We start from the raw sequence: 20,617 nt of genomic DNA on the forward strand, positions 1-20,617 counted from the left end.
GCTGCGGTTCAGCCGCCCTGAGGGCCTGGCCGGTGGGAGAAGGCCAAGGATCGGGGCGAGCGGTCAGCCGTGCGCGGCGTCGTGGGCCCCGGGTTCGCCCGCCTCGCCGGCTTCCAGGCGGTCGAGGAAATCCACCGCCCGCCGCAGGTGCGGGATGACGATGGAGCCGCCCACCACCAGGCCGACGCTGAAGGCCTCGAAGAACTCGTCGCGGCTCACGCCGGCCTGCCGGCACTGCGCCACGTGGTAGGCGATGCAGTCATCGCAGCGCAGCACCATCGAGGCCACCAGGCCCAGCAGCTCCTTCGTCTTCACGTCGAGGGCGCCGGGCTTGTAGGTCTGGGTGTCGAGGGCGAAGAAGCGGCGCACCACCTGGTTGTCGTGCTCCAGGATGCGCTCGTTCATGCGCTTGCGGAAGGCGGTGAACTCGGCGACGCGGTCGCTCATGGGGCCTGCTCCAGCAGCGGGACGAGGCCACCCGCGCGGTCGAGGGCCACCATGTCGTCGAACCCGCCGACGTGGTGGCCGTTGATGAAGATCTGCGGCACCGAGGTACGCCCGGCCCGCGCCACCATGGCCTCGCGCTCGGCCGGGTCGAGGTCCACCCGCACCTCGCGCCACTCGACGCCCCGCTGTTTCAGGAAGTTCTTGGCGGCAACGCAGTAGGGGCAGACAGCGGTGGTGTACATCACGACGTCGGCGGGCATGGAAGGCTCCGGTCGGGGCAGGCGGCAGGGGCGGAACTATGGCGGCGGCGCGCGGTCTTTTCCAGCACCCACCACCCTTAACGGCGGGTTCACCAGCCCCCGCCCCGCATTCGGCAAGCTCGCGCGATGCCCTGCCCCACTCTCCGCCGCCCGACCGCCCTGGCGCTCGCCCTCGCCCTGCTGCTGCCCGCCGCCGGCGTACCGGCGCAGTCGCGGCCGGAGACCCTGCCGCAGATGGGCTCCTCGGCCGCCACCCTGATCACCCCGGCCGACGAGGCGCGCTACGGCCAGATGGTGCTGCGCGAGCTGCGCCGCCAGGACCTGCTGCTCGACGACCCGCTGGTGGAAGGCTGGCTCAAGGGCGTGGGCTTCCGCGTGGCCGCCGCCAGCGGCGAGCCCGACCACGGCTTCACCTTCTTCATGCTGCGCGACCGCCGCATCAATGCCTTTGCCACGCTCGGCGGGCTCGTCGGCATGAATGCCGGGCTCGTGCTCACCGCCGAGCGCGAGGACGAGGTGGCCGGGGTGCTCGCCCACGAGGTGGCCCACGTCACCCAGCGCCATGTGCTGCGTTCGGTGGAAAAGGCCCAGCAGGCGCAGCTGCCGGCGATGCTGGCCATGATCGGCGTGATCGCCGCGGCCGCGCGCAGCGATTCTGCTTCGGCCGACGACGCGGTGCAGGCGGCGGTGGTCGGTGGGCAGGCCCTGGTGGCCCAGATGCAGATCGACTACACCCGCAGCAATGAGTCGGAAGCCGACCGCATCGGCATCGATACCCTGCACCGCGCCGGCTTCGATCCGCTCGGCATCGCCGATTTCTTCGGCCGCATGGAGCGCGCCTCACGCGGCAACTCCGGCGGCTGGCAGGTGCCGGAGTACCTGCGCAGCCACCCGGTGACCACCACCCGCGTGGCCGAGGCCCGCGACCGCGCCGAGGCTCTGCTGCGGCAGCGCCGCCCGGCTCCCTCCCTGCGCGAGGGCGATGGGCACCTCCTGCTGCCGGCCGCCCTGCGCCCGGCCGCGGCCACGCCGGTGCCGGCCAGCGACGACTTCCCCTGGGCACGTGAGCGGCTGCGGGTGCTGAGTGCTACCAGCCCGCGCGAGGCGCTGGCGGAATACGAGCAGGCCGCCGAGGACGGGGCCGGTCCGGCGCGGCGTTACGGCCACGCCCTCGCCCTGATGCGGGTGGGCCGGGCCGCCGAGGCCGCCCGCCTGCTCGAGGACCTGCTCGAGTCCCAGCCAAAGCACCTCTGGCTGCGCCTGGCCGCGGCCGAGGCCAGCCACCGCGCCGGCCGACCGCGCGAGGCCAGCGACCGCTTCGAGGCGCTGGTGGCCGACTATCCGCAGCACCGCGCCGTCACCCTCGCCTATGCCGAAGTGCTGAACGAACGCGGCGATGCCGCCTCTGGCCGCCGCGCCCAGCAGCTCCTGCGCCCCCTGCTGGCCGCCGCTCCGGCCGACCTGCAGCTGCAGCAGCGCTTCGCCCGCGCCAGCGAGCTGGCCGGAGACGCCAACCGCGCCATCGAGGCCCATGCCGAGGCGGCCTTCCTCTCCGGGCGGGCCGAGGATGCGCTAAAGCAGCTCGACGGGCTGAAACAGCGCGACGACGTGGACTACGTGCAGCGCGCCCGGATCGAGGCGCGGATGGCCGAAATCATGCCGGTGGTGCTGGAGATGCGGCGGATCGGCCTGCGGCCGCAGGACCAGGGGCGCGGCCGCAATGCCGGCCCGTGAAGGTTCCCTTGCAGCCGTCACCAAGGCGTCATAAAAGTTTTATCTACTGGCGCGACTGGTCCCCGGCCTTGGAACCCCCGTGCAGAAGCGCATTCTCATCGTCGACGACGAGCCCGCCATCCGCGACATGGTCGCCTTCGCCCTGAAGAAGGGCGAATACGAGCCGGTGCATGCCGGCGACGCCCGCGAGGCGCAGATGGCCATCGTCGAACGCGTTCCCGATCTCATCCTGCTCGACTGGATGCTGCCCGGCACCTCGGGCATCGACCTCGCCCGCCGCTGGCGCAAGGACGAGCTCACCCGCGACGTGCCGATCATCATGCTCACCGCCCGCGGCGAGGAGAACGACCGCGTCTCCGGCCTCGAGTCCGGGGTGGACGACTACGTGGTCAAGCCCTTCTCGGCCCGTGAACTGCTGGCGCGCATCCGCGCGGTGATGCGCCGCTCGCGTGAGGACGAGGCCGATGGCAGCGTGCAGGTGGGCCGCCTGCGCATCGATGGTGCGGCGCACCGGGTCTACGCCGGCGACGAGCCGATCCACGTCGGTCCCACCGAGTACCGGCTGCTGCACTTCTTCATGACCCATACCGACCGGGTCTACACCCGCGCCCAGCTGCTCGACCACGTCTGGGGCGGCAATGTCTACGTCGAGGAACGCACGGTGGACGTGCACATCCGCCGCCTGCGCAAGGCCCTGGAGCCGCAGCAGCTCGACGGCATGGTGCAGACCGTACGCGGCAGCGGCTACCGCTTCTCGGAGACCCCATGACCGGGTACGCCGCAGCATGACCGTCGGTTCCCTGCTGCGGCGCGCCTGGCGCCAGTCGGTCGCCCGGCTGCTGCTCATCCTCTGCGGCGCCGCCGCGCTCGGCCTGCTGCTCGGGGCGTTCTGGCCGCTGCTGGCGCTGGCCGCCTTCGCCATCCTCGCCTGGCATTACTGGCGCCTGCATCGCCTGCTTTCACAGCTTTACCAACGCCGCCGCCTGCGCGACATCGATGGCCGCGGCCTCTGGGACGACCTCGAGATGCTCCTGCACCGCCGACAGAACGAAGGCCGGGCCCGGGTGAAGCGCCTGCTCGGACTGGTGCGCGGCTACCGTCGGGCGGCCGCGCTGATGCCCGATGCCGTGCTGCTGGTGGACCGCGAAAGCGGCCGCATCGACTGGTGCAACCGCCAGGCCCGCGCCCTGCTCGGCCTGGACGCCCATGCCCCCGGCGCAGTCGGCACGGCCTTTCCCGGGAACGCGGTGCAAGGCTGGTTCGCCGCTGGCCAGAGCGACGAGCCGCTGATCGACCAGCCCTCGCCCATCGACCCCAACGTGCGCCTGAGCCTGCGCCTGCTGCCCTACTCGCCAGAGCAGTGGCTGCTGGTGGTGCGCGACGTGACCAAGCTGCTGCGTCTGGAACAGCTGCGCCGCGACTTCGTGGCCAATGTCTCGCACGAGCTGCGCACCCCGCTCACCGTGGTGCATGGCTATCTCGACATCCTCGACACCGAGGACTATCCCGAGCTCGAGCCGATGCTCACCGAGATGCGCAAGCAGTCGGCGCGGATGTCGCAGCTGGTGGAAGACCTGCTCACCCTCTCCCGGCTGGAGGCCCAGGAGGCCCTGGCGCAGCGCGAGGTGGTGGCGATGGCGCCCCTGCTCGCCACCCTGCGCCGCGAGGCCGAGGCGCTCTCGGCCGGCCGCCACCGCATCCGCGTGCTGGACGAGGCGCGAGTGGACCTGCTCGGCTCCACCCGCGAGCTGCACAGCGCCTTTTCCAACCTGGTGAGCAATGCGGTGCGCTACACCCCGGTGGACGGCAGCATCGAGGTGCGCTTCGAGCGCAGCCCCGACGGCGGCGCGGTGCTCTCGGTGCAGGACAGCGGCTATGGCATCCCGGCCCAGCACCTGCCGCGGCTCACCGAGCGTTTCTACCGCGTCTCCACCAGCCGCGCCCGCGAGACCGGCGGCACCGGCCTCGGCCTGTCGATCGTCAAGCACGTGCTGAACCTGCACCAGGCGCGGCTGGAGATCACGAGCGAGGTGGGCAAGGGCAGCCGCTTCGCCTGCGTGTTCGGGCCGGAAGCGGTGGCGGAAGGCCTGCCGGAAGCGGGCGGCGAGGCCTGAAGCCGCTTCGCGCTTGCCAGCCACGCCCGCCTCGTTTCCAATCGGAAGCTTTCCCGTAGCGAGCCTTGCCCGCCGTGCCCCGCCGCAAGATCCCCGCCGCCCCCGCCGCGCCTGCCGCCGGCACCACGCCGCTCCCCGATGGTGAGCTGTTCCTCAGCCGCGAGCTCTCGCAGCTCGCCTTCAACCGGCGCGTGCTGGCGCAGGCCGAAGACCCCTCCATCCCGCTGCTGGAGCGGCTGCGCTACCTGTGCATCTCCTGCACCAACCTCGACGAGTTCTTCGAGATCCGCGTCGCCTCGCTGCGCACCAGCGTGCAGTTCGGCTCCACCGCCACCGTGGAAGGCCTGGTGCCGGGCGCGCTGCTGAACCAGATCCACGAGGAGGCCAAGGCCCTCGTCGATGCCCAGTACCAGTTCTGGAACGAAACCCTGCGGCCGGCGCTCAACGAGGCCGGGGTGCGCATCCTGCCGCGCGATGCCTGGAGCGCGAAGCAGAAACGCTGGCTGCGCGAGTACTTCGAGAACGAGATCATGCCGGTGCTCTCGCCGCTCGGCCTCGATCCGGCCCATCCCTTCCCGCGCATCCTCAACAAGTCACTCAACGTGGTGGTGGTGCTGGAGGGCAAGGACGCCTTCGGCCGCGCCGGGGGCATGGCCATCGTCCGCGCTCCGCGCTCGCTGCCGCGCATCATCCGCATCCCGGAGGAGATCTCCGGCCGTCCGCACGACTTCGTACTGCTCTCGGCGGTGCTCTCGGCCTTCGTCGACGAGATCTTCCCCGGCATGAAGGTGAAGGGCGCCTGGCAGTTCCGGGTGACCCGCAATTCCGAGCTGGTGGTGGACGAGGAGGAGGTGGAGAACCTCGCCCATGCCGTGCGCGACGAACTGGTGGGCCGCGGCTTCCGCCCGGCGGTGCGGCTGGAGATCGCCGAGAACTGCCCCACCGCCATCGTCCAGGTGCTGCTGCAGAACTTCTCGCTGCCGGAGAACGCCGTCTACCGCATCAACGGGCCGGTGAACCTCAACCGCGTGATCCAGGTCTACGACCTCGTGGACCGGCCGGAGCTGAAGTTCCCGCCCTTCACTCCGCGGCCGCCGAAGCTCGACATGGAAGCCCCCTTCGAGCAGCTGCGCGAGCGCGACGTGCTGATGCACCACCCCTACGAGAGCTTCGGCGCGGTGGTCGACCTGGTGGCCCATGCCGCGCAGGACCCGGACGTGCTGGCGATCAAGCAGACCCTCTACCGGGTGGGCCGCAACTCGCCGCTGATCGAGCACCTCATCGCCGCTGCCCGCAACGGCAAGGACGTGACCGTGGTGGTGGAACTGCGCGCGCGTTTCGACGAGGAGGCCAACCTGCGGCTCGCCGACCAGCTGCAGGAAGCCGGCGTGCAGGTGCTCTATGGTGTGGTGGGCTACAAGACCCACGCCAAGATGCTGCTCATCGTGCGCCGCGAGGGCAAACGCCTGCGCCGCTACGCTCATCTCGGCACCGGCAACTACCACACCGGCACCGCCAAGGCCTATACCGACATCGGCCTGCTCACCGCCAACGAGGAAATCACCGCCGACGTACATTCGCTGTTCCAGCAGCTCTCCGGCCTGGCGCCCTCGTTCCGGCTGAAGCGCCTGCTCACCTCGCCCTTCACCCTGCATGGCGGCCTGCTGGCCAAGATCGCCCGCGAGGCCGCCAATGCCCGGGAAGGCCGGCCGGCCAGGATCATCGCCAAGATGAACGCACTCAACGAGGCCGGGGTGATCCGCGCCCTTTACGCCGCCTCCCAGGCCGGGGTGGAGATCGACCTGATCGTGCGCGGCGCCTGCGCCCTGCGGCCCGGGGTGCCCGGGCTCTCCGAGCGGATCCGCGTGCGCTCGGTGGTGGGGCGGTTCCTCGAGCACAGCCGGGTCTACTGGTTCCAGAACGGCGGCGAACCGGAGCTCTACTGCTCCTCGGCCGACTGGATGGAGCGCAACCTGCTGCGCCGGGTGGAAACCTGCTTCCCCATCCTCGATCCCAGGCTGGCCCGGCGGGTATACGAGGAGGAACTGGAGAACTACCTGCGCGACAATACCCAGAGCTGGGTACTGGGCCCGGACGGGCAGTACACCCGCCTGCAGCCCGAAGGCGACGAGATGCCGCATTCGGCCCAGCAGTCGCTGCTCGCCAAACTCTGCACCTGACACCATGCCCGCCAGCCTGCCCAAGGCCCTCCAGGACGGTGACCTGCTCGCCGCGGTCGATCTCGGCTCGAACAGCTTCCACCTCGTGGTGGCGCGCTACACCCTGGGGCAGCTGCGCATCGTCGACCGGATCAAGGAGACGGTGCGGCTGGCGGAGGGCCTGGATGCCAATGGCGGCCTGCGCCCCGACGTGGTGCAGCGGGCGCTCGACTGCCTCGCCCGCTTCGGCCAGAAGCTGCGCAACATTCCCTCGCCGCGGGTGCGCGCCATCGCCACCAACACGGTGCGCCAGCTGCGCAATCCGCAGGCCTTCCTGCTGCCGGCGGAAACCGCGCTCGGGCATGGCATCGAGGTGGTCTCCGGGCGCGAAGAGGCGCGCCTCGTCTACCTCGGGGTGGCGCACGGCCACCCACCGGGCAAGTCGCGGCGGCTGGTGATCGACATCGGCGGCGGCTCTACCGAGTTCATCATCGGCGATGGCCTGGTGCCGGTGGAGCGCGAGAGCCTGCAGATGGGCTGCGTGGCCACCACCAAGCGGTTCTTCGCCAATGGCAAGCTCTCGCGCCGGCGCTGGCGCGATGCCCAGCTGGAGATGGCGGCAGAGTTCCAGCAGTTCTCCGCGCTCTACCGGCAGCGCGGCTGGAAGGAGGTCTTCGGCTCTTCCGGCACGATCAAGGCCATCGGCGAGATCTGCGAGGCCATGGGCCAGGGCAAGGGCGGCGTGATCACCGCGGAAGCCCTGGAGATGCTCACCGAGCGCCTGCTCGGCTTCGAGACCCTGGAGTCGGTCAAGCTCCCCGGTCTCGGCGCCGAGCGCCAGCCGGTGATCGTGGGCGGGGTGCTGGTGCTGGCCACGGCCTTTTCCAGCCTCGACATCCGTCGGCTGACGGTGAGCGCCACGGCGATGCGCGAGGGCATCCTGCAGGACATGGTGGGCCGTGGCAGCGCCGACGACCCCCGCGATGCTTCGGTGGAAGCCCTCGCCATCCGCTACGCCATCGACACCGCGCAGGCCGAGCGGGTGGAGGCCACCGCGCTCTCGCTGTTCGACGACGTGGCACTCGACTGGGGCCTCGAGGCCCCGGAGCGGCAGATGCTGGGCTGGGCGGCGCGCCTGCACGAGCTGGGCCTCGCCATCGCCCACAGCCAGTACCACGTGCACGGCGCCTACGTGCTCGAGCACTCCGACATCGCCGGCTTCTCACGCACCGAGCAGCAGTTCCTCGCCACCCTGGTGCGCAACCAGCGGCGCGCCATCAAGCTCACCAGCTTCGAGGCCCTGCCCGACCGCGTGGCCCCGGCGGCGCAGCGCTGCGCCCTGCTGCTGCGCCTCGCCGTACTGCTGCACCGGGCGCACGAGGCCGGGAAGATCCCCGGCCTGCGCCTCAAGGTCACCTCGGGCGGCCTCCAGCTCCGGCTGTCGAAAGCCTGGCTGGAAGGCCACCCGCTGACCCGCGCCGACCTCGAGAACGAGAAGGCCTACCTGCAGGCCATCGGCTACCGGCTGGACATCGACGCCGGCTGAGCGCCCTGCCCTGCCCCTGCTTCCGCCGGGGGCGGCGCGAGATCCGCCAGCGCGAGGCGATGCACGAGCAGGGGCTGCCCTGCCGCATCGCGCAGCGACAATCGCAGTTCACCCCGTTCCCAGTCGATCTCCACGAGGCCGAAGTTCGCCACGTGGTGCGCGCGGCCCAGCCGCAGGGCGTTCGGCACCGGCACATGCCACTCCTCGGTGAGGCCGCTCGAGGTGAGATCGACGAGTGGGTACGGCACGTTGGCATCGAGCCGGCTAAGCTCGCCGTAGTGGGTGTCGCCGGAGAGGAAGACCACGCCCCGGGCGCCGGTATCGCGGATCAGCTGGAACAGCCGGGCCTGGTCGCGCGGATAGTTCACCCAGGCTTCCCAGCCGGGGAAATCGGCCAGCACCTGCAGGCTGGAGCCGATCAGGCGGACTTCGGCCGGCTCGCGCAGCTGCGCTTCCAGCCAGGCCCACTGACGCTCGCCCAGCATGCTGGCGAGCGGCGACGGGTCGCGGGCATAGGGCCCCGGTACCTCGCGTCCGGCCTGAGCCTCGCGGGTGGCCCAGCGGCGGTAGGCTACATCGTCGGGAAAGGCGGGGTTGCGGGCGATCGGGGTGCGGTTCCAGCGCAGGTCGAGCAGGATCACCTGCACCCGCCGCCCCGGCGGGCCGAAGCGGGCGCTGGTGTACACGCCATCACGGTCATGGCGTGGCGAGCCCGCGGGCTCGTTCCAGAAGCGCAGGAAGAGGTCGCGCGAGGCTTCCTTCATCGGGTACTCGGCGCCGGCATCGTTCTCGCCGTAGTCGTGGTCATCCCAGGTGGCCATCACCGGGGTTCGTTCGCGCAGGCGGGCGAAGCCGGGTACGGCGGCGAGGCGCTGGTACTTCGCTTCCAGCACCGCCGGGTCTCGGGTATCGCCGTAGAGGTTGTCGCCGAGGAAGAGGAAGAGCTGGGGACCGGCGGCCTCCACCGCCGACCAGATCGGCTGGGGTTTTTCTTCCTTGGCGCAGGAGCCGAAGGCGATGCGGGTGAGCGGGGCTCCGGCATCGAAGCCGGGCGGCGCCGAGACCCCTTCCCGCGGCGGGACGCCGCTCCCGGTCGCGGCCCATGCCCCGGAGGGCATGGGCGCGAGCAGGAGGGCCGTGGCGCCCAGCAGGACGCGCAAGACCCGGGCGGGCATCAGAACGAGGCCTCGAGGGTGAGGAAGGCCTGGCGCGGCGCGCCGGAGAGCAGCGTGTAGTTCAGGCCCTGAGGATCGCTGGCGACGAAGCCGTTCGAACCCACCGTCGAGAAGTAGGACTCGTCGAACAGGTTGGTCACGTTGAGCGTGGCCTTCAGGCCCTTGGCCCAGCCCAGATCGCCGAAGCGGTAGGACAGCGAGGCATCGGCCACCCAGGACTCCGGCACCCTGGAGTCGTTGAGGTAGGTGATGAAGCGCTCGTCGGTGTACTTGGCGCCGAGGCGGGCCTCCCAGCCGTCCATCGCGTAGCGCAGCTCCACGTTGGCGAGCAGCTCCGGCGCATCGACCACGGTCTTGCCGCGGGTGGGCACCAGGGTGTTGCCGTCGAGGTAGTCGGAGGCGTACTCGGAATCGTTCCAGGACAGCGAGGCGAACAGCGAGAAGCCCTCGGCAAGGCGCCAGTCGATCGCCGCCTCGGCGCCGCGGGTCTCCACATCGCCGACGTTGGCGAGCGCGCTAGGACAGCCCACGATGCCGGCGCACTGCGAGATGGTGAGCAGGCGATCCTGGAAATCCACGCGGTACAGGGTGAGTGAGCCCTGGAAGCCCTCGAGTCCGTAGCGGAAGCCGCCCTCGAGCGTCTTCGAGGTCTCCGGGCGCAGGCGGCCGCGGATGGCGTCGAAGGCCGCCTGGCTGGCCGAGAACGGCCCGTTCACGCCGGCGCGGAAGGCCGCCATGTTCTCGGCATAGGAACCGAACAGCTCGAAACCGGGCGAGACCTCGAAGCGCAGGCCGAGCTGCGGCAGGAAGTGGTCCTTGGCCCGGATGCGGCCCTGCGCCCGGCTGCCGAGGCGGTTCACGGCGTCGATCCTGGCCTCCAGCCCCTTGAAGCCGGCATCCACGGTGAAGCGGCCGTCCATCAGGCCGATGCGGTCGGCGAGGTACCAGACCCGGGTGCGGCTGTCGAAGTCCTGGGCGAACACCCGCTGGTCCGGGCTGCGGTAGAAGAAGGCGCGGTTCGGCGGGGTATCGGCATTGAGGTTGTAGAAATTGCGCTGCAGGCCATGCTCGCTGTCCTCATGCCAGAGCCCGAAGCTCAGGGTGTGGTCGCCGAGTGGCAGCTCGATGCCGGTGGTGAGCCCGCGGCGGTCGATGGTGTACTCGGTGGTCCGCAGGCGCAGCGGCAGGGTGGGCGAGCTCGCCGAATAGGGCGTCACCCAGTGGCCCTGCCCCTCGTTGGCATGACGGTAGACCTGGGCGCGGAACACGGCGCCCTCGCCGAAGCCGAACTCGGTGTTCAGCGCATAAAGATCGTCGTCGCGCAGGCCGCGGCCGAGGTAGTAGGCATCGTCGAGGCTGTTCACCGCGCCGCTGAACTGGCCGAAGGCAGCGCGGATGGCGCGCTCCCAGTCGCGGGCGTAGTTGTCCCAGTCCATGCCGAGGCGGCGGGCCGATTCCAGCGAGAGGTCGGCGTAGTCGGTCTCGGCGCGGCGCGAGGTGTTCACCATCGCGCCCAGGCTCCAGTCATCACCGCTGAAGCGGGCCTGCGCGTTGACCTGCCGCGAGTCCTGCTTGCCATAGCCCTTCCACTTCTCGGCATCATGCTTGGCGCCGGCGAGGAAGGCAGAGAAGCCGCCGAGTTCGCCGGTGTCGTAGCGGGCGAAGGTGCGGCTGGTCTCGTCGCTGCCCAGAGTCTGGGCGAGGGTGAAGCCGCGCTCGGCCTGCGGGCCGCGGCTGGCGAAGCGCACCGTGCCGCCGAGGTTCGAGGAAGAGGCGGTGTCGAGCGCGCCGCTGCCCTGCGAAACCTCGACGAAACCAAGGTTCTCGGCGATCAGCGCCCGGCTGATGTGCAGGCCGTTGTGGTTGCCGTAGCTCATGTCGCCGAGCGGGATGCCATCCAGCGTGAAGCCGAGCTGGTTCTGGTTGAAGCCGCGGATGTTCAGGCGCGTCGACCACTCGTAGTTGCCCCAGGGATCGGCGGCGGTGAAGTGCACGCCCGGCAGCTTGCCGAGCAGCTTGAGCGGGCTGGTGCCGGCCGGCTGGCGCACCAGTTCGTCGCGGCCGAGTTCCTGCACCTGGCGGGTCTGGCCGGTGCCGACCACGTTCACGGCATCGAGCACCGTGGCCTCGGTGGCGGGCGTGGTGGCAGGCGCGGCCTGGGCGGTGGCGGCGACGAGGGCGCTGGCCACGGCAAGGGCGAGCGGGTGCAGCGGGCGGGTCTTGCGGGGGGCGGAAGCCATGGATCTCTCCGTTCGTGGGGTTCCCTCCGGCATGGAGGGCGCGCGAACGGTGGGGGCAAAAGGTGACGAAACCGTTAAGACGAGATTGCGACGCTCCCGGGCCGCCAGGTCATGCACACGTCATTCGCCTGTCATCGCCCTGCCGCGTGCGCACCGCAGGCTCGCGGCATGGATATGCCAGCCGCCCCCCGCCGTCACTGCTTCGAACTGGTCACCGAGACCTACCCGCCGGAGATCAACGGCGTCGCGCTCACAGTGCAGTCGCTGCACGACGGCCTGATCGCCCTCGGCCACGAGGTCGGCCTGGTGCGCCCGGCCCGGCCCGGCGAGCCGGTCGACGAAGAGGCTGCGCTGCTGCGGGTGGATGGCGCACCGATCCCGCGCTACCCCGGCATGCGCTTCGGCCTGCCCGCCGGCCGCCGGCTGATGGCCCGCTGGCAGCGCCGTCGCCCGGACGCGATCTACATCGCTACCGAAGGCCCGCTCGGCTGGTCGGCCCTGCGCGCCGCGAAACGTCTCGGCATCCCGGTGGCCACCGGCTTCCACACCCGCTTCGACGACTACGTCGGCCGCTACGGCGCCGCCTTCCTCTCGCCCTGGGTGTTCGCCTGGCTGCGGCGTTTCCACAACCGCGCCGACGCCACCCTGGTGCCGACCCGGCAGCTCGCCGAGGAACTGGCACAGGCCGGCTTCGGCAAGGTGCAGCGCCTCGGCCGGGCCGTGGATACCCGCCGCTTCGATCCGCGCTTCCGCTCCGAGGCGCTGCGCCAGCAGTGGGGCCTCGCCGGGGACGGGCTTGCCATCATCCACGTCGGCCGGCTGGCGCCGGAGAAGAACCTGCCCCTGCTGCTGCGCTGCTTCGAGCGCCTGCGCGCCGAGCGCCCGGGCAGCCGGCTCGTGCTGGTAGGCGATGGCCCGGCCCGCGCCGCGCTGGCGCAGCAGCATCCCGAAATCATTTTCACCGGCACCCTGCGCGGCGAGGCCCTCGCCACCCATTTCGCCTCGGCCGACCTGTTCTGCTTCCCCAGCCTCTCCGAGACCTTCGGCAACGTGACGCTGGAGGCCATGGCCTCGGCGGTCTGCACGGTGGCCTTCGACTACGGGGCCGCCCGCGAGCATCTCGTCGACGGCGTGCATGGCGCCAGCGTGCCCTTCGGCAACGAGCCCGCCTTCCTCGAACGCTTCCTCGCCACGGCCCTCTCCGGCCAGCATGCGGCAATGGGCCAGGCGGCGCGCACCGCGGTGGAGCGTCTCTCGCCCGAACGCGTCTCGCGCGATTTCGCCGACCTCCTGGCCGGCCTCATCCCCGCCACCCGGAGGGCCGCCTGATGAAGTCCCGCGCCTCGCTGGCCGAACGTGAACACCACTGGTGCCTCAGGATCAACCACTGGGGCGAGCGGGGCTTCGTCCGCAGCTACTTCGCGGCCGTGAGCCGGCTCGGCGACGGCGCGGCCTGGTATGCCCTGATGGCCCTGATCCTGGTGGTCGAGGGCTGGGAAGGCCTCGGTGCCTCGGCCCATCTCGCCGCCACCGGCGTGGCCGCGCTCTTCCTCTACCGGCGGCTCAAGCGCTGGACCCGCCGCGCCCGCCCCTGCAATGCCGATGCGCGCATCCGCGCCTGGGTGGCGCCGCTCGACGAGTTCAGCTTCCCCTCCGGCCATACCCTGCATGCCGTGGCCTTCTCGCTGGTGGCCATCGCCCACTACCCGGTGCTGGCCTGGGGGCTGCTGCCCTTCACCGCCAGCATCGCCGCCTCGCGGGTGGTGCTGGGCGTGCACTACCCCAGCGACGTGCTCGCCGCCACCGCCATCGGCACGGCGCTGGCCGCGCTCTCGATCTGGATCGCGCCGGGCATCGCCCTGTTCGCCTGAGCCGGGGTGCGCCCCCGCCCGGCCTCCCCCGGCTCAGCGCCCCGGCAGCCGCCGCAGGCGGAACACCAGTTCGTGCGGCAGATCGGGGCCGCCCTCGGCCTCCGGCCAGCCCAGCGTGCAGCGCAGGTCCTCGCGGCGCTCGTAGCCGCGCTTGCGCCACAGGGGCTCGTTGCCGACATGGCCCGCGGGGCGGCGCGGGTCGGCGGGATCGCGCTCCACGGCGCAGAAGGCGGTGAGGGAAAAGCGCCCCAACGCCGCGGCATGGGCCTCGCGGGCATCGAAGAAGGCATGGCCGAGGCCACGCCCGCGGTAGGCCGGCAGCAGCACCGACTCGGCGAAGTAGAACACCGTGCCCGGATCGATGCCGGCCCGTTCGAAAGGCGCGCGGAAGGCCTCCGATTCCTCGTCGAGCGGCATGCCGCTGGAGGCCCCCACCACCGTCCCGCCGTCCTTCGCCAGCACGAACAGGCTGTCTGGCGAACGGAGATAGACGCCGAGGTACTCGCGCTCATAGGCCTCGCTGCCCGCGTAGAGGTAGGGCCATTCGCGGAACACCGCGATGCGCAGCCGCGCCAGGGCCGGCAGCCACGGTTCCACCGCGGCGCCGGTCACCACCTCGAGCGAAAGCCCCCCTGCCCTCATGCCGCCGCCGGCGCCTTCGCCGCCTCCGCGGCGATCCACTCGCGCACCCGGCGCTGCAGCAGGCCGAGCGGCAGGGCTCCGCCCTTCAGCACCACGTCGTGGAAGCCGCGGATGTCGAAGCGCCCGCCCAGCGCGGCACGGGCCTCCTCGCGCAGTTCGAGGATCGTGTTCATGCCGACCTTGTAGGCCAGGGCCTGGCCCGGCATCACCAGGTAGCGCTCGATCTCCGCCACCACGTCGGTCTGCGGCATGCCGGTCTTCTCCACCATGTAGTCGATGGCCTGCTCGCGGCTCCAGCGCTTGTGGTGCAGGCCGGTGTCCACCACCAGGCGCACGGCGCGGAACATCTCGGCCTGCAGGCGCCCCAGTTCGTCGAGCGGAGTGGGCTGGAAACCGGCCTCGGAGGCGAGGCGCTCGGCGTACAGGGCCCAGCCCTCGGCATAGGCGGTCACCGGCAGCAGCTTGCGGAAGGTGGGTACGCCCTCGATGGTCTGCTGGATGGCGAGCTGGAAATGGTGGCCGGGGATGCCCTCGTGGTAGGCGAGCGTGCGCATGCCGAACTTCGGGATCTCCTCGACACTGCGCAGGTTGGCGTAGAACACGCCGGGCCGCGAGCCGTCGAGCGCCGGCGGCTGGTAGTAGGCGCCGGGCGAGGTCTTCTCCTTGAACGCGGGGATGCGCTCCACCTTCACCGGCTGCGTAGGCCGCAGATTGAACCAGGGGCCGAGGCCGGCGTCGATCTCGTCGATCATGGCCTGGTAGTCGGCGAGGATCCGGGCGCGGCCCTCGTCGGTGTCCGGGTAGAGCTGGTCGGGCCGGGTGGCGATCGCGCGCACGCGCTCGCCGATGCTGCCCTCCTCCAGCCCCTCGCCGCGCAGGATGGCATCCATCTCGGCCTCGATGCGCGCCACCTCGCGCAGGCCGAGCTCGTGCACCGCGTCCGGCGTCATGTCGGTGGTGGTGTGCAGGCGCACCATGTGGCGGTAGAAGGCCTCGCCATCCGGCAGGGCCCAGACGCCGTGGTTGCCGCGGGTCTTCGGCAGCAGGCCACGGTAATAGTCGATCCAGCCCTGGTAGGCCGGGTAGACCGCCTCGCGGATCACCCGTTCGGCCTCGGCCAGCAGCCGCGCCTGCTCCGTCTCCGGGACCGGATCGGCCGCCTTCGGCAGTTTCTCGGCGAGCGTGGTGTAGAGGATGTTCTGCGTCGGCTCGGTGGCGACGAAGGCCTCCATCTCGGCGGTCACCTTCTCCACCACGAAGGTGGGCGGCAGGATGCCGAGCGCCTCGCGCTTTTCCAGCCCTTCCCTCACCTCGGCGGCCACCCGCGGGATCTCGCGCAGGCGCGAGAGGTAGGCCTCGGCGCCGGAGCGCCCGTCGATGCGGTGCTGCGAGGCCATGAAGCTCGGCAGGCTGCTCTGGATGCCGAACAGCTGGTTCAGCGGATAGGAGTGGTAGCGGAAGCGCTCGCCATCCAGCTGCACCTGCAGGAAGGCCTCGAGCGCGTCGTAGCTCAGGGGGTCGGCCAGCGAATCGCGGTCGTAACGCCGCAGGGTGTCCAGCGCCTCGCGAAGCCGGGCGTACTGCGCATCGGCCCTGGCCTCGGAATAATCGTCGAGCTTCCCGGCCGTCCAGTCGGCCCAGGCCGGCAGCAGGCCAAGCCCGGAGATCAGCTGCGGGCTCTCCAGCGCGAAGCCGAGGAAGGTGCGCTCGTAGAAGATGCGGATGTGCAGCGGCTTGAAGTACAGGCTGTGCAGCACGAACAGCAGCAGCGCCAGCAAGGACAGCAGCGCGGCGCGCAGGCTCCAACGGAACAACCGGGCCATGGATGTCTCCCCCAGGGTGAAGGCCCGATGCTAGCGCGGCCGGGGCCGGCCGGACGCTAGACTTTCGTCATGAATTACCGCCACGCCTTCCATGCCGGCAACCACGCCGATGTCCTCAAGCACGTGGTGCTGCTGGCCTGGCTCGACCGGCTGCTGGCCAAGGAGACACCGGCCTTCGTGCTGGACACCCACGGCGGGCGCGGCGAATACGCCCTCGACGACGGCAGCGCCGCCCGCACCGGCGAGGCGGCAGCCGGCATCGGCCGGCTCTGGGGCCTGCACGGCCTGCCGGCCGCCGTCGAGCGGCTCTGCACCGCGGTGCGGGCCTTCAACGGCGCTGGCGAACTGCGGCACTACCCCGGCTCGCCGCGCCTCACCCTTGCCGCGCTGCGGCCGCAGGACCGGCTCGCCGCCTGCGAGCTGCACCCCGAGGAGGCCGCGGCCCTGAGGGCGGCACTGGCCGGCGATCCGCGCGCCGCCGTGCATGCCCGCGACGGCTACGAGGCGGCGCGCGCCCTGCTGCCGCCGAAGGAGAAGCGCGGCCTCGTACTCATCGACCCACCCTACGAGGCCCAGGAGGCCGAGTACCCGCGGGTGCTCGAGGCCGTGGCCACCGCCCTGTCGCGCTGGCCCACCGCCGGTGTGGCGGTGTGGTATCCGATCAAGCAACGGCGCAGCCTGCACGGCTTCCTGCGCGAGGCCACTGCCCTCGCCCCGCGTGGCCTGCTCTGCGCCGAACTGCTGGTGCGGCCCGACGACTCGCCGTTGCGGCTCAATGGCAGCGGCATGCTGTGCTTCCACCCGCCGTGGAAGCTGGACGAGACCCTGGCCCCGGCCCTGCCGGTACTGGCCCGGCGGCTCGGCGAGCAGCGGCCCTCGCACCGACTGGAGTGGCTGCGCCCGCTGCCCTGAGCGCATTCCCCGCCCCGGCTCCGCCCCCGCCCCTTGCAGGCAGCCGCCCCGGCGGCAATGCTGGTGCTCCCTTCCGGCCCCGAGTGCCCATGAGCCCCGCCCCGCTGCCGCAGCGCGTCCTGGTCGTCGAGAACTCCCGCAGCTATGGCGGCATGCTGGCCGAGGCGATCGAGGGCGGGCTGCACCTGCCGGTGGCGCTGGCCCGCACCCTGGCCGAGGCCGAGGCCGCACTCGCCGCCCACCCCGACCTGTTCCTCGTACTGAGCGGGCTGGTCCTGCCCGATGCCGGCCCCGACGCCATCGTCGAGCGCCTCGCCGCCAGCGGCCTGCCCCTGGTGCTGGTGAGCGGCACCTACGACGAGGGCCTGCGCGAACGCATGCTCGGCCGCGGCGTGGTCGACTACGTCATCAAGAGCACCCCAGGGCATCTCGACTACCTGCGCTGGATCGTGCAGCGCCTCGACCGCAACCGCCGCATCGCCGCCCTGGTGGTCGACGACTCGCCCTCGGCGCGGCTGATGGTGGCCGAACTGCTCTCCTCCTACGGCTTCCGCGTGCTGCTCGCCGGTAGCGGCGAGCAGGCCCTGGCCGCCATCGAGCAGGACCCCGGCATCCGCCTCGTCATCACCGACCACGAGATGCCGGGCATGAGCGGCGTGGAGCTCACCGCCCGGCTGCGCGGGGCCCTGAGCCGCGACCGGCTCGCCATCATCGGCGTGAGCGGCGCCAGCAAGGGCGATCTCGTGGCCCGCTTCCTCAAGAACGGCGCCAACGACTTCCTGCACAAGCCCTTCTCGCGCGAGGAATTCTTCTGCCGGGTCTCGCAGAACGTCGACAACCTCGATCTCATCGGCACCCTGCAGGACCTCGCCACCAAGGACTTCCTCACCGGCCTGCCCAACCGCCGCCACTTCTTCGAGATGGCCGGAAAGCGCCTCGAGGCCCTGCGCAACGAGGGCCGTGGCCTTGCCGTGGCCACCCTCGACATCGACCACTTCAAGAAGATCAACGACACCTTCGGCCACGACGGTGGCGACATCGCCCTCAAGGCCGTGGCCCGTGCCCTCGCCGAACACGCAAGGCCGGGCGATCTGTACGCCCGCTTCGGTGGCGAGGAGTTCGTGCTGCTCGCCCCCGGCCTCGATGCCGAGACTGCGTGGAGCTACTTCGAAGGACTGCGCGCACGCATCGAGGGCGTGGCCATCGACCTGCCCGACGGCCAGCGCATCGGCGCCACGACCAGCATCGGCGTCTGCGTCTCGCCGGCGGCGGGCGAGGAACTGCATGCCCTGCTCGGCGAATCCGACCGCATGCTCTACATGGCCAAGGCCGGCGGGCGGAACCGGGTGGAGATGGCGGCCGCCGAGGCCTGAGCCGGACGCCGGCAGGCGAAGCCCACGGCGAATGCACCGGGCCGGCCTTCCCGGCTCCAGAACGAGGAAACCCGCCTTGCGGCGGGTTTCTTCTTCGCGAATCCGTGGCAGAGCGGAGGGTTTAGACGCCCTCGCCCTCGGCCACGGCCTTGATCGACAGGCGGATGCGGCCCTGCTTGTCGACCTCCAGCACCTTCACGCTCACCACATCGCCTTCCTTGAGCTTGTCGCTGACCTTCTCGACGCGCTCGTCGGAGATCTGCGAGATGTGCACGAGGCCGTCCTTGCCCGGGGCGATGGTCACGAAGGCGCCGAAGTCCATGATCTTGGCCACCTTGCCCTCGTAGATCCTGCCCGGCTCCACGTCCGAGGTGATCTGCTCGATGCGCGCCTTCGCGGCCTGGGCGGCGGCGGCATTCACCGAGGCGATGACGATGGTGCCATCGTCCTGGATGTCGATCTGGGTGCCGGTTTCCTTGGTGATGGCCTGGATGGTCGAGCCGCCCTTGCCGATCACCTCGCGGATCTTGTCCGGGTGGATCTTCATGGTGAGCAGGCGCGGGGCGTACTCCGAGAGCTCGGCACGCGGCGCGTCCAGGGCCTTGGCCATCTCGCCGAGGATGTGCAGGCGCCCGGCCTTGGCCTGGGTGAGGGCGATCCTCATGATCTCCTCGGTGATGCCCTCGATCTTGATGTCCATCTGCAGGGCGGAGATGCCGGTGGCGGTGCCGGCCACCTTGAAGTCCATGTCGCCGAGGTGGTCCTCGTCACCGAGGATGTCAGAGAGCACCACGAACTGGTCGCCTTCCTTCACCAGGCCCATGGCGATGCCCGCCACCGGGGCCTTGAGCGGGATGCCGGCATCCATCATCGCCAGCGAGGAGCCGCAGACCGAAGCCATCGAGGACGAACCGTTCGACTCGGTGATCTCCGACACCGCGCGGATGGTGTAAGGGAAGCTCTCCATGTCCGGCATCACCGCCATCACGCCGCGCTTGGCGAGGCGGCCATGACCGATCTCGCGGCGCTTCGGACCCATCAGGCGGCCGGCTTCGCCCACCGAATAGGGCGGGAAGTTGTAGTGGAACAGGAAGTGCTCCTTCGACTCGCCCTCGGCCGCATCGATGATCTGGCCGTCACGGGCAGTGCCGAGCGTGGCCACCACGAGGGCCTGGGTCTCGCCGCGGGTGAACAGGGCCGAGCCATGCACGCGCGGCAGCACGCCCACCTTGCAGGTGATCGGGCGCACGGCGTCGAGGGCGCGGCCGTCGATGCGCACCTTGGTGGTGAGCACCGCCTGGCGCATGGTCTGGTATTCCAGCTCGCCGAACTCCTTGGCGGCCTCGGCGGCCGACCAGCCGTTGGCCTCGATCTGCGGCGCCAGGGCGGCCATCACGTCCTTCTTCAGGGCGGCGATGGCATCGCGGCGCTGCAGCTTGTCGGTGATGCGGAAGGCCTCGGCGAGGCGGCCACCCACCGCCTCCTTGAGCGCGGCCACCAGGGCCTCGTTGCGCGGCGGCGGCACGAACTCGCCCCAGTCCTTGCGGCCGGCCTCGGCCACCAGTTCGTTGATGGCCTGGATGACGGTGCGGCCGGCGTTGTGGCCGAAGGTCACGGCGCCCAGCATCACCTCTTCCGAGAGCAGCTTGGCTTCCGACTCCACCATCAGCACCGCGTTCTGGGTGCCGGCAACGACCAGCTCGAGCTCCGAGGACTTGAGCTGGGTGGTCGTCGGGTTGAGGACGTACTGGCCGTTGATGTAACCGACCTTGGCGGCGCCGATCGGGCCGGCGAAGGGAATGCCCGAGAGCGCCAGGGCCGCCGAGGCGCCGATCATGGCCGGGATGTCGCCCTCCACCTCCGGGTTCAGCGAGACCACGGTGGCGATCACCTGCACTTCGTTGCGGAAGCCTTCCGGGAACAGCGGGCGGATCGGACGGTCGATCAGCCGCGACACCAGGGTCTCGCGCTCGGTCTGGCGGCCTTCGCGCTTGAAGAAGCCGCCGGGGATGCGGCCACCGGCGTAGAACTTCTCCTGGTAGTCCACCGTGAGCGGGAAGAAGTCCATGCCCTCACGCACGGTCTTGTTGCCCACCACGGTCACGAGGACGACGGTATCCGCCATCTTGACGAGGACGGCACCGCTGGCCTGACGGGCGATCTCGCCCGTTTCCAGCGTCACTTCGTGCTGGCCGTACTGGAAGGTCTTGGTGAATTTCGCCACGTTCTGCTCTCTGGTTGTCTTTCGTCCAATCCGGCCGGCGGCCCCTGCCGCCAGGCTCGGTTGCCGCGTCGCCACGGCGCGGGGCACGAGGGCCCCC

Annotated in this window: 16 protein-coding genes; 9 read left to right on the top strand and 7 right to left on the bottom strand. The window is 70.8% G+C overall.

The genetic code is table 11. The features are described from left to right. Positions 1-63: 63 nt before the first annotated feature. Entirely contained in the window at positions 64-447 is a 384-nt protein-coding gene (locus G408_RS0104625) for a carboxymuconolactone decarboxylase family protein (RefSeq protein ID WP_028770142.1), read from the bottom strand. Further along, entirely contained in the window at positions 444-707 is a 264-nt protein-coding gene (gene grxC, locus G408_RS0104630) for a glutaredoxin 3 (protein WP_028770143.1), read from the bottom strand. Before grxC ends, G408_RS0104625 begins: the two co-directional genes overlap by 4 nt. Before the next feature lie 126 nt (positions 708-833). On the opposite strand from grxC, the gene G408_RS13185 reads away from it, so the two are divergent. The 5 genes from G408_RS13185 to ppx all read left to right on the top strand — a co-directional run bounded on the left by G408_RS13185 (position 834) and on the right by ppx (position 8,260). Next, complete coding sequence (locus G408_RS13185) at positions 834-2,441, top strand: M48 family metalloprotease (RefSeq protein WP_051282626.1); 1,608 nt, start codon at positions 834-836, stop codon at positions 2,439-2,441. A gap of 79 nt (positions 2,442-2,520) precedes the next feature. Then, positions 2,521-3,210 (top strand): phosphate regulon transcriptional regulator PhoB, encoded by a 690-nt coding sequence (phoB, locus tag G408_RS0104640; RefSeq protein ID WP_028770144.1) that lies wholly within the window; start codon positions 2,521-2,523, stop codon positions 3,208-3,210. Between the two features lie 16 nt (positions 3,211-3,226). Continuing rightward, positions 3,227-4,555, top strand: a complete 1,329-nt coding sequence (phoR, locus tag G408_RS13190) for a phosphate regulon sensor histidine kinase PhoR (RefSeq protein ID WP_051282627.1) — start codon at positions 3,227-3,229, stop codon at positions 4,553-4,555. A gap of 74 nt (positions 4,556-4,629) precedes the next feature. Then, positions 4,630-6,735 carry a polyphosphate kinase 1 gene (gene ppk1 / locus G408_RS0104650; RefSeq protein ID WP_028770145.1) on the top strand — a complete coding sequence of 702 codons (2,106 nt, stop codon included), beginning with the start codon at positions 4,630-4,632 and terminating at the stop codon, positions 6,733-6,735. A 4-nt stretch (positions 6,736-6,739) separates the two neighbouring features. After that, positions 6,740-8,260 carry an exopolyphosphatase gene (ppx, locus tag G408_RS0104655; RefSeq protein ID WP_028770146.1) on the top strand — a complete coding sequence of 507 codons (1,521 nt, stop codon included), beginning with the start codon at positions 6,740-6,742 and terminating at the stop codon, positions 8,258-8,260. On the opposite strand, the gene G408_RS13195 is transcribed toward ppx, so the two are convergent. Next, positions 8,233-9,435, bottom strand: coding sequence for an alkaline phosphatase D family protein (locus tag G408_RS13195; protein ID WP_051282628.1), 1,203 nt, complete (start codon positions 9,433-9,435; stop codon positions 8,233-8,235). The genes ppx and G408_RS13195 overlap by 28 nt on opposite strands. Further along, complete coding sequence (locus G408_RS0104665) at positions 9,435-11,675, bottom strand: TonB-dependent receptor (RefSeq protein WP_028770147.1); 2,241 nt, start codon at positions 11,673-11,675, stop codon at positions 9,435-9,437. The genes G408_RS13195 and G408_RS0104665 overlap by 1 nt, the downstream gene beginning before the upstream one ends. Positions 11,676-11,849: 174 nt before the next feature. Between G408_RS0104665 and G408_RS0104670 the strand changes: the two genes are divergently transcribed. Continuing rightward, positions 11,850-13,004, top strand: coding sequence for a glycosyltransferase family 4 protein (locus tag G408_RS0104670; RefSeq protein ID WP_037412369.1), 1,155 nt, complete (start codon positions 11,850-11,852; stop codon positions 13,002-13,004). Continuing rightward, positions 13,004-13,546 (top strand): phosphatase PAP2 family protein, encoded by a 543-nt coding sequence (locus tag G408_RS0104675; RefSeq protein ID WP_051282629.1) that lies wholly within the window; start codon positions 13,004-13,006, stop codon positions 13,544-13,546. The genes G408_RS0104670 and G408_RS0104675 overlap by 1 nt, the downstream gene beginning before the upstream one ends. Before the next feature lie 33 nt (positions 13,547-13,579). Here G408_RS0104675 and G408_RS0104680 read toward each other — a convergent pair whose 3' ends face one another. Together G408_RS0104680 and G408_RS0104685 are read right to left on the bottom strand one after the other, a co-directional pair. Next, positions 13,580-14,188, bottom strand: coding sequence for a GNAT family N-acetyltransferase (locus G408_RS0104680; protein ID WP_028770150.1), 609 nt, complete (start codon positions 14,186-14,188; stop codon positions 13,580-13,582). Further along, positions 14,185-16,011 (bottom strand): DUF885 domain-containing protein, encoded by a 1,827-nt coding sequence (locus G408_RS0104685; RefSeq protein WP_028770151.1) that lies wholly within the window; start codon positions 16,009-16,011, stop codon positions 14,185-14,187. Before G408_RS0104685 ends, G408_RS0104680 begins: the two co-directional genes overlap by 4 nt. 69 nt (positions 16,012-16,080) lie before the next feature. On the opposite strand from G408_RS0104685, the gene G408_RS0104690 reads away from it, so the two are divergent. Then, the gene (locus tag G408_RS0104690; RefSeq protein WP_028770152.1) at positions 16,081-16,923 is read left to right on the top strand and encodes a 23S rRNA (adenine(2030)-N(6))-methyltransferase RlmJ; all 843 of its coding nucleotides are present in this window, start codon (positions 16,081-16,083) and stop codon (positions 16,921-16,923) included. A gap of 89 nt (positions 16,924-17,012) precedes the next feature. Beyond that, positions 17,013-18,296: a diguanylate cyclase gene (locus G408_RS0104695; RefSeq protein ID WP_028770153.1), complete on the top strand. Its 1,284-nt coding sequence runs from the start codon at positions 17,013-17,015 to the stop codon at positions 18,294-18,296. A gap of 121 nt (positions 18,297-18,417) precedes the next feature. Here the strand turns inward: G408_RS0104695 and pnp are convergent, their stop codons facing one another. After that, positions 18,418-20,520 (bottom strand): polyribonucleotide nucleotidyltransferase, encoded by a 2,103-nt coding sequence (gene pnp, locus G408_RS0104700; protein ID WP_028770154.1) that lies wholly within the window; start codon positions 20,518-20,520, stop codon positions 18,418-18,420. Between the last annotated feature and the right edge of the window lie 97 nt (positions 20,521-20,617).

Origin of the sequence: Silanimonas lenta DSM 16282, from assembly GCF_000429065.1 — a bacterium.
Taxonomy (GTDB): Bacteria; Pseudomonadota; Gammaproteobacteria; order Xanthomonadales; family Xanthomonadaceae; genus Silanimonas; species Silanimonas lenta.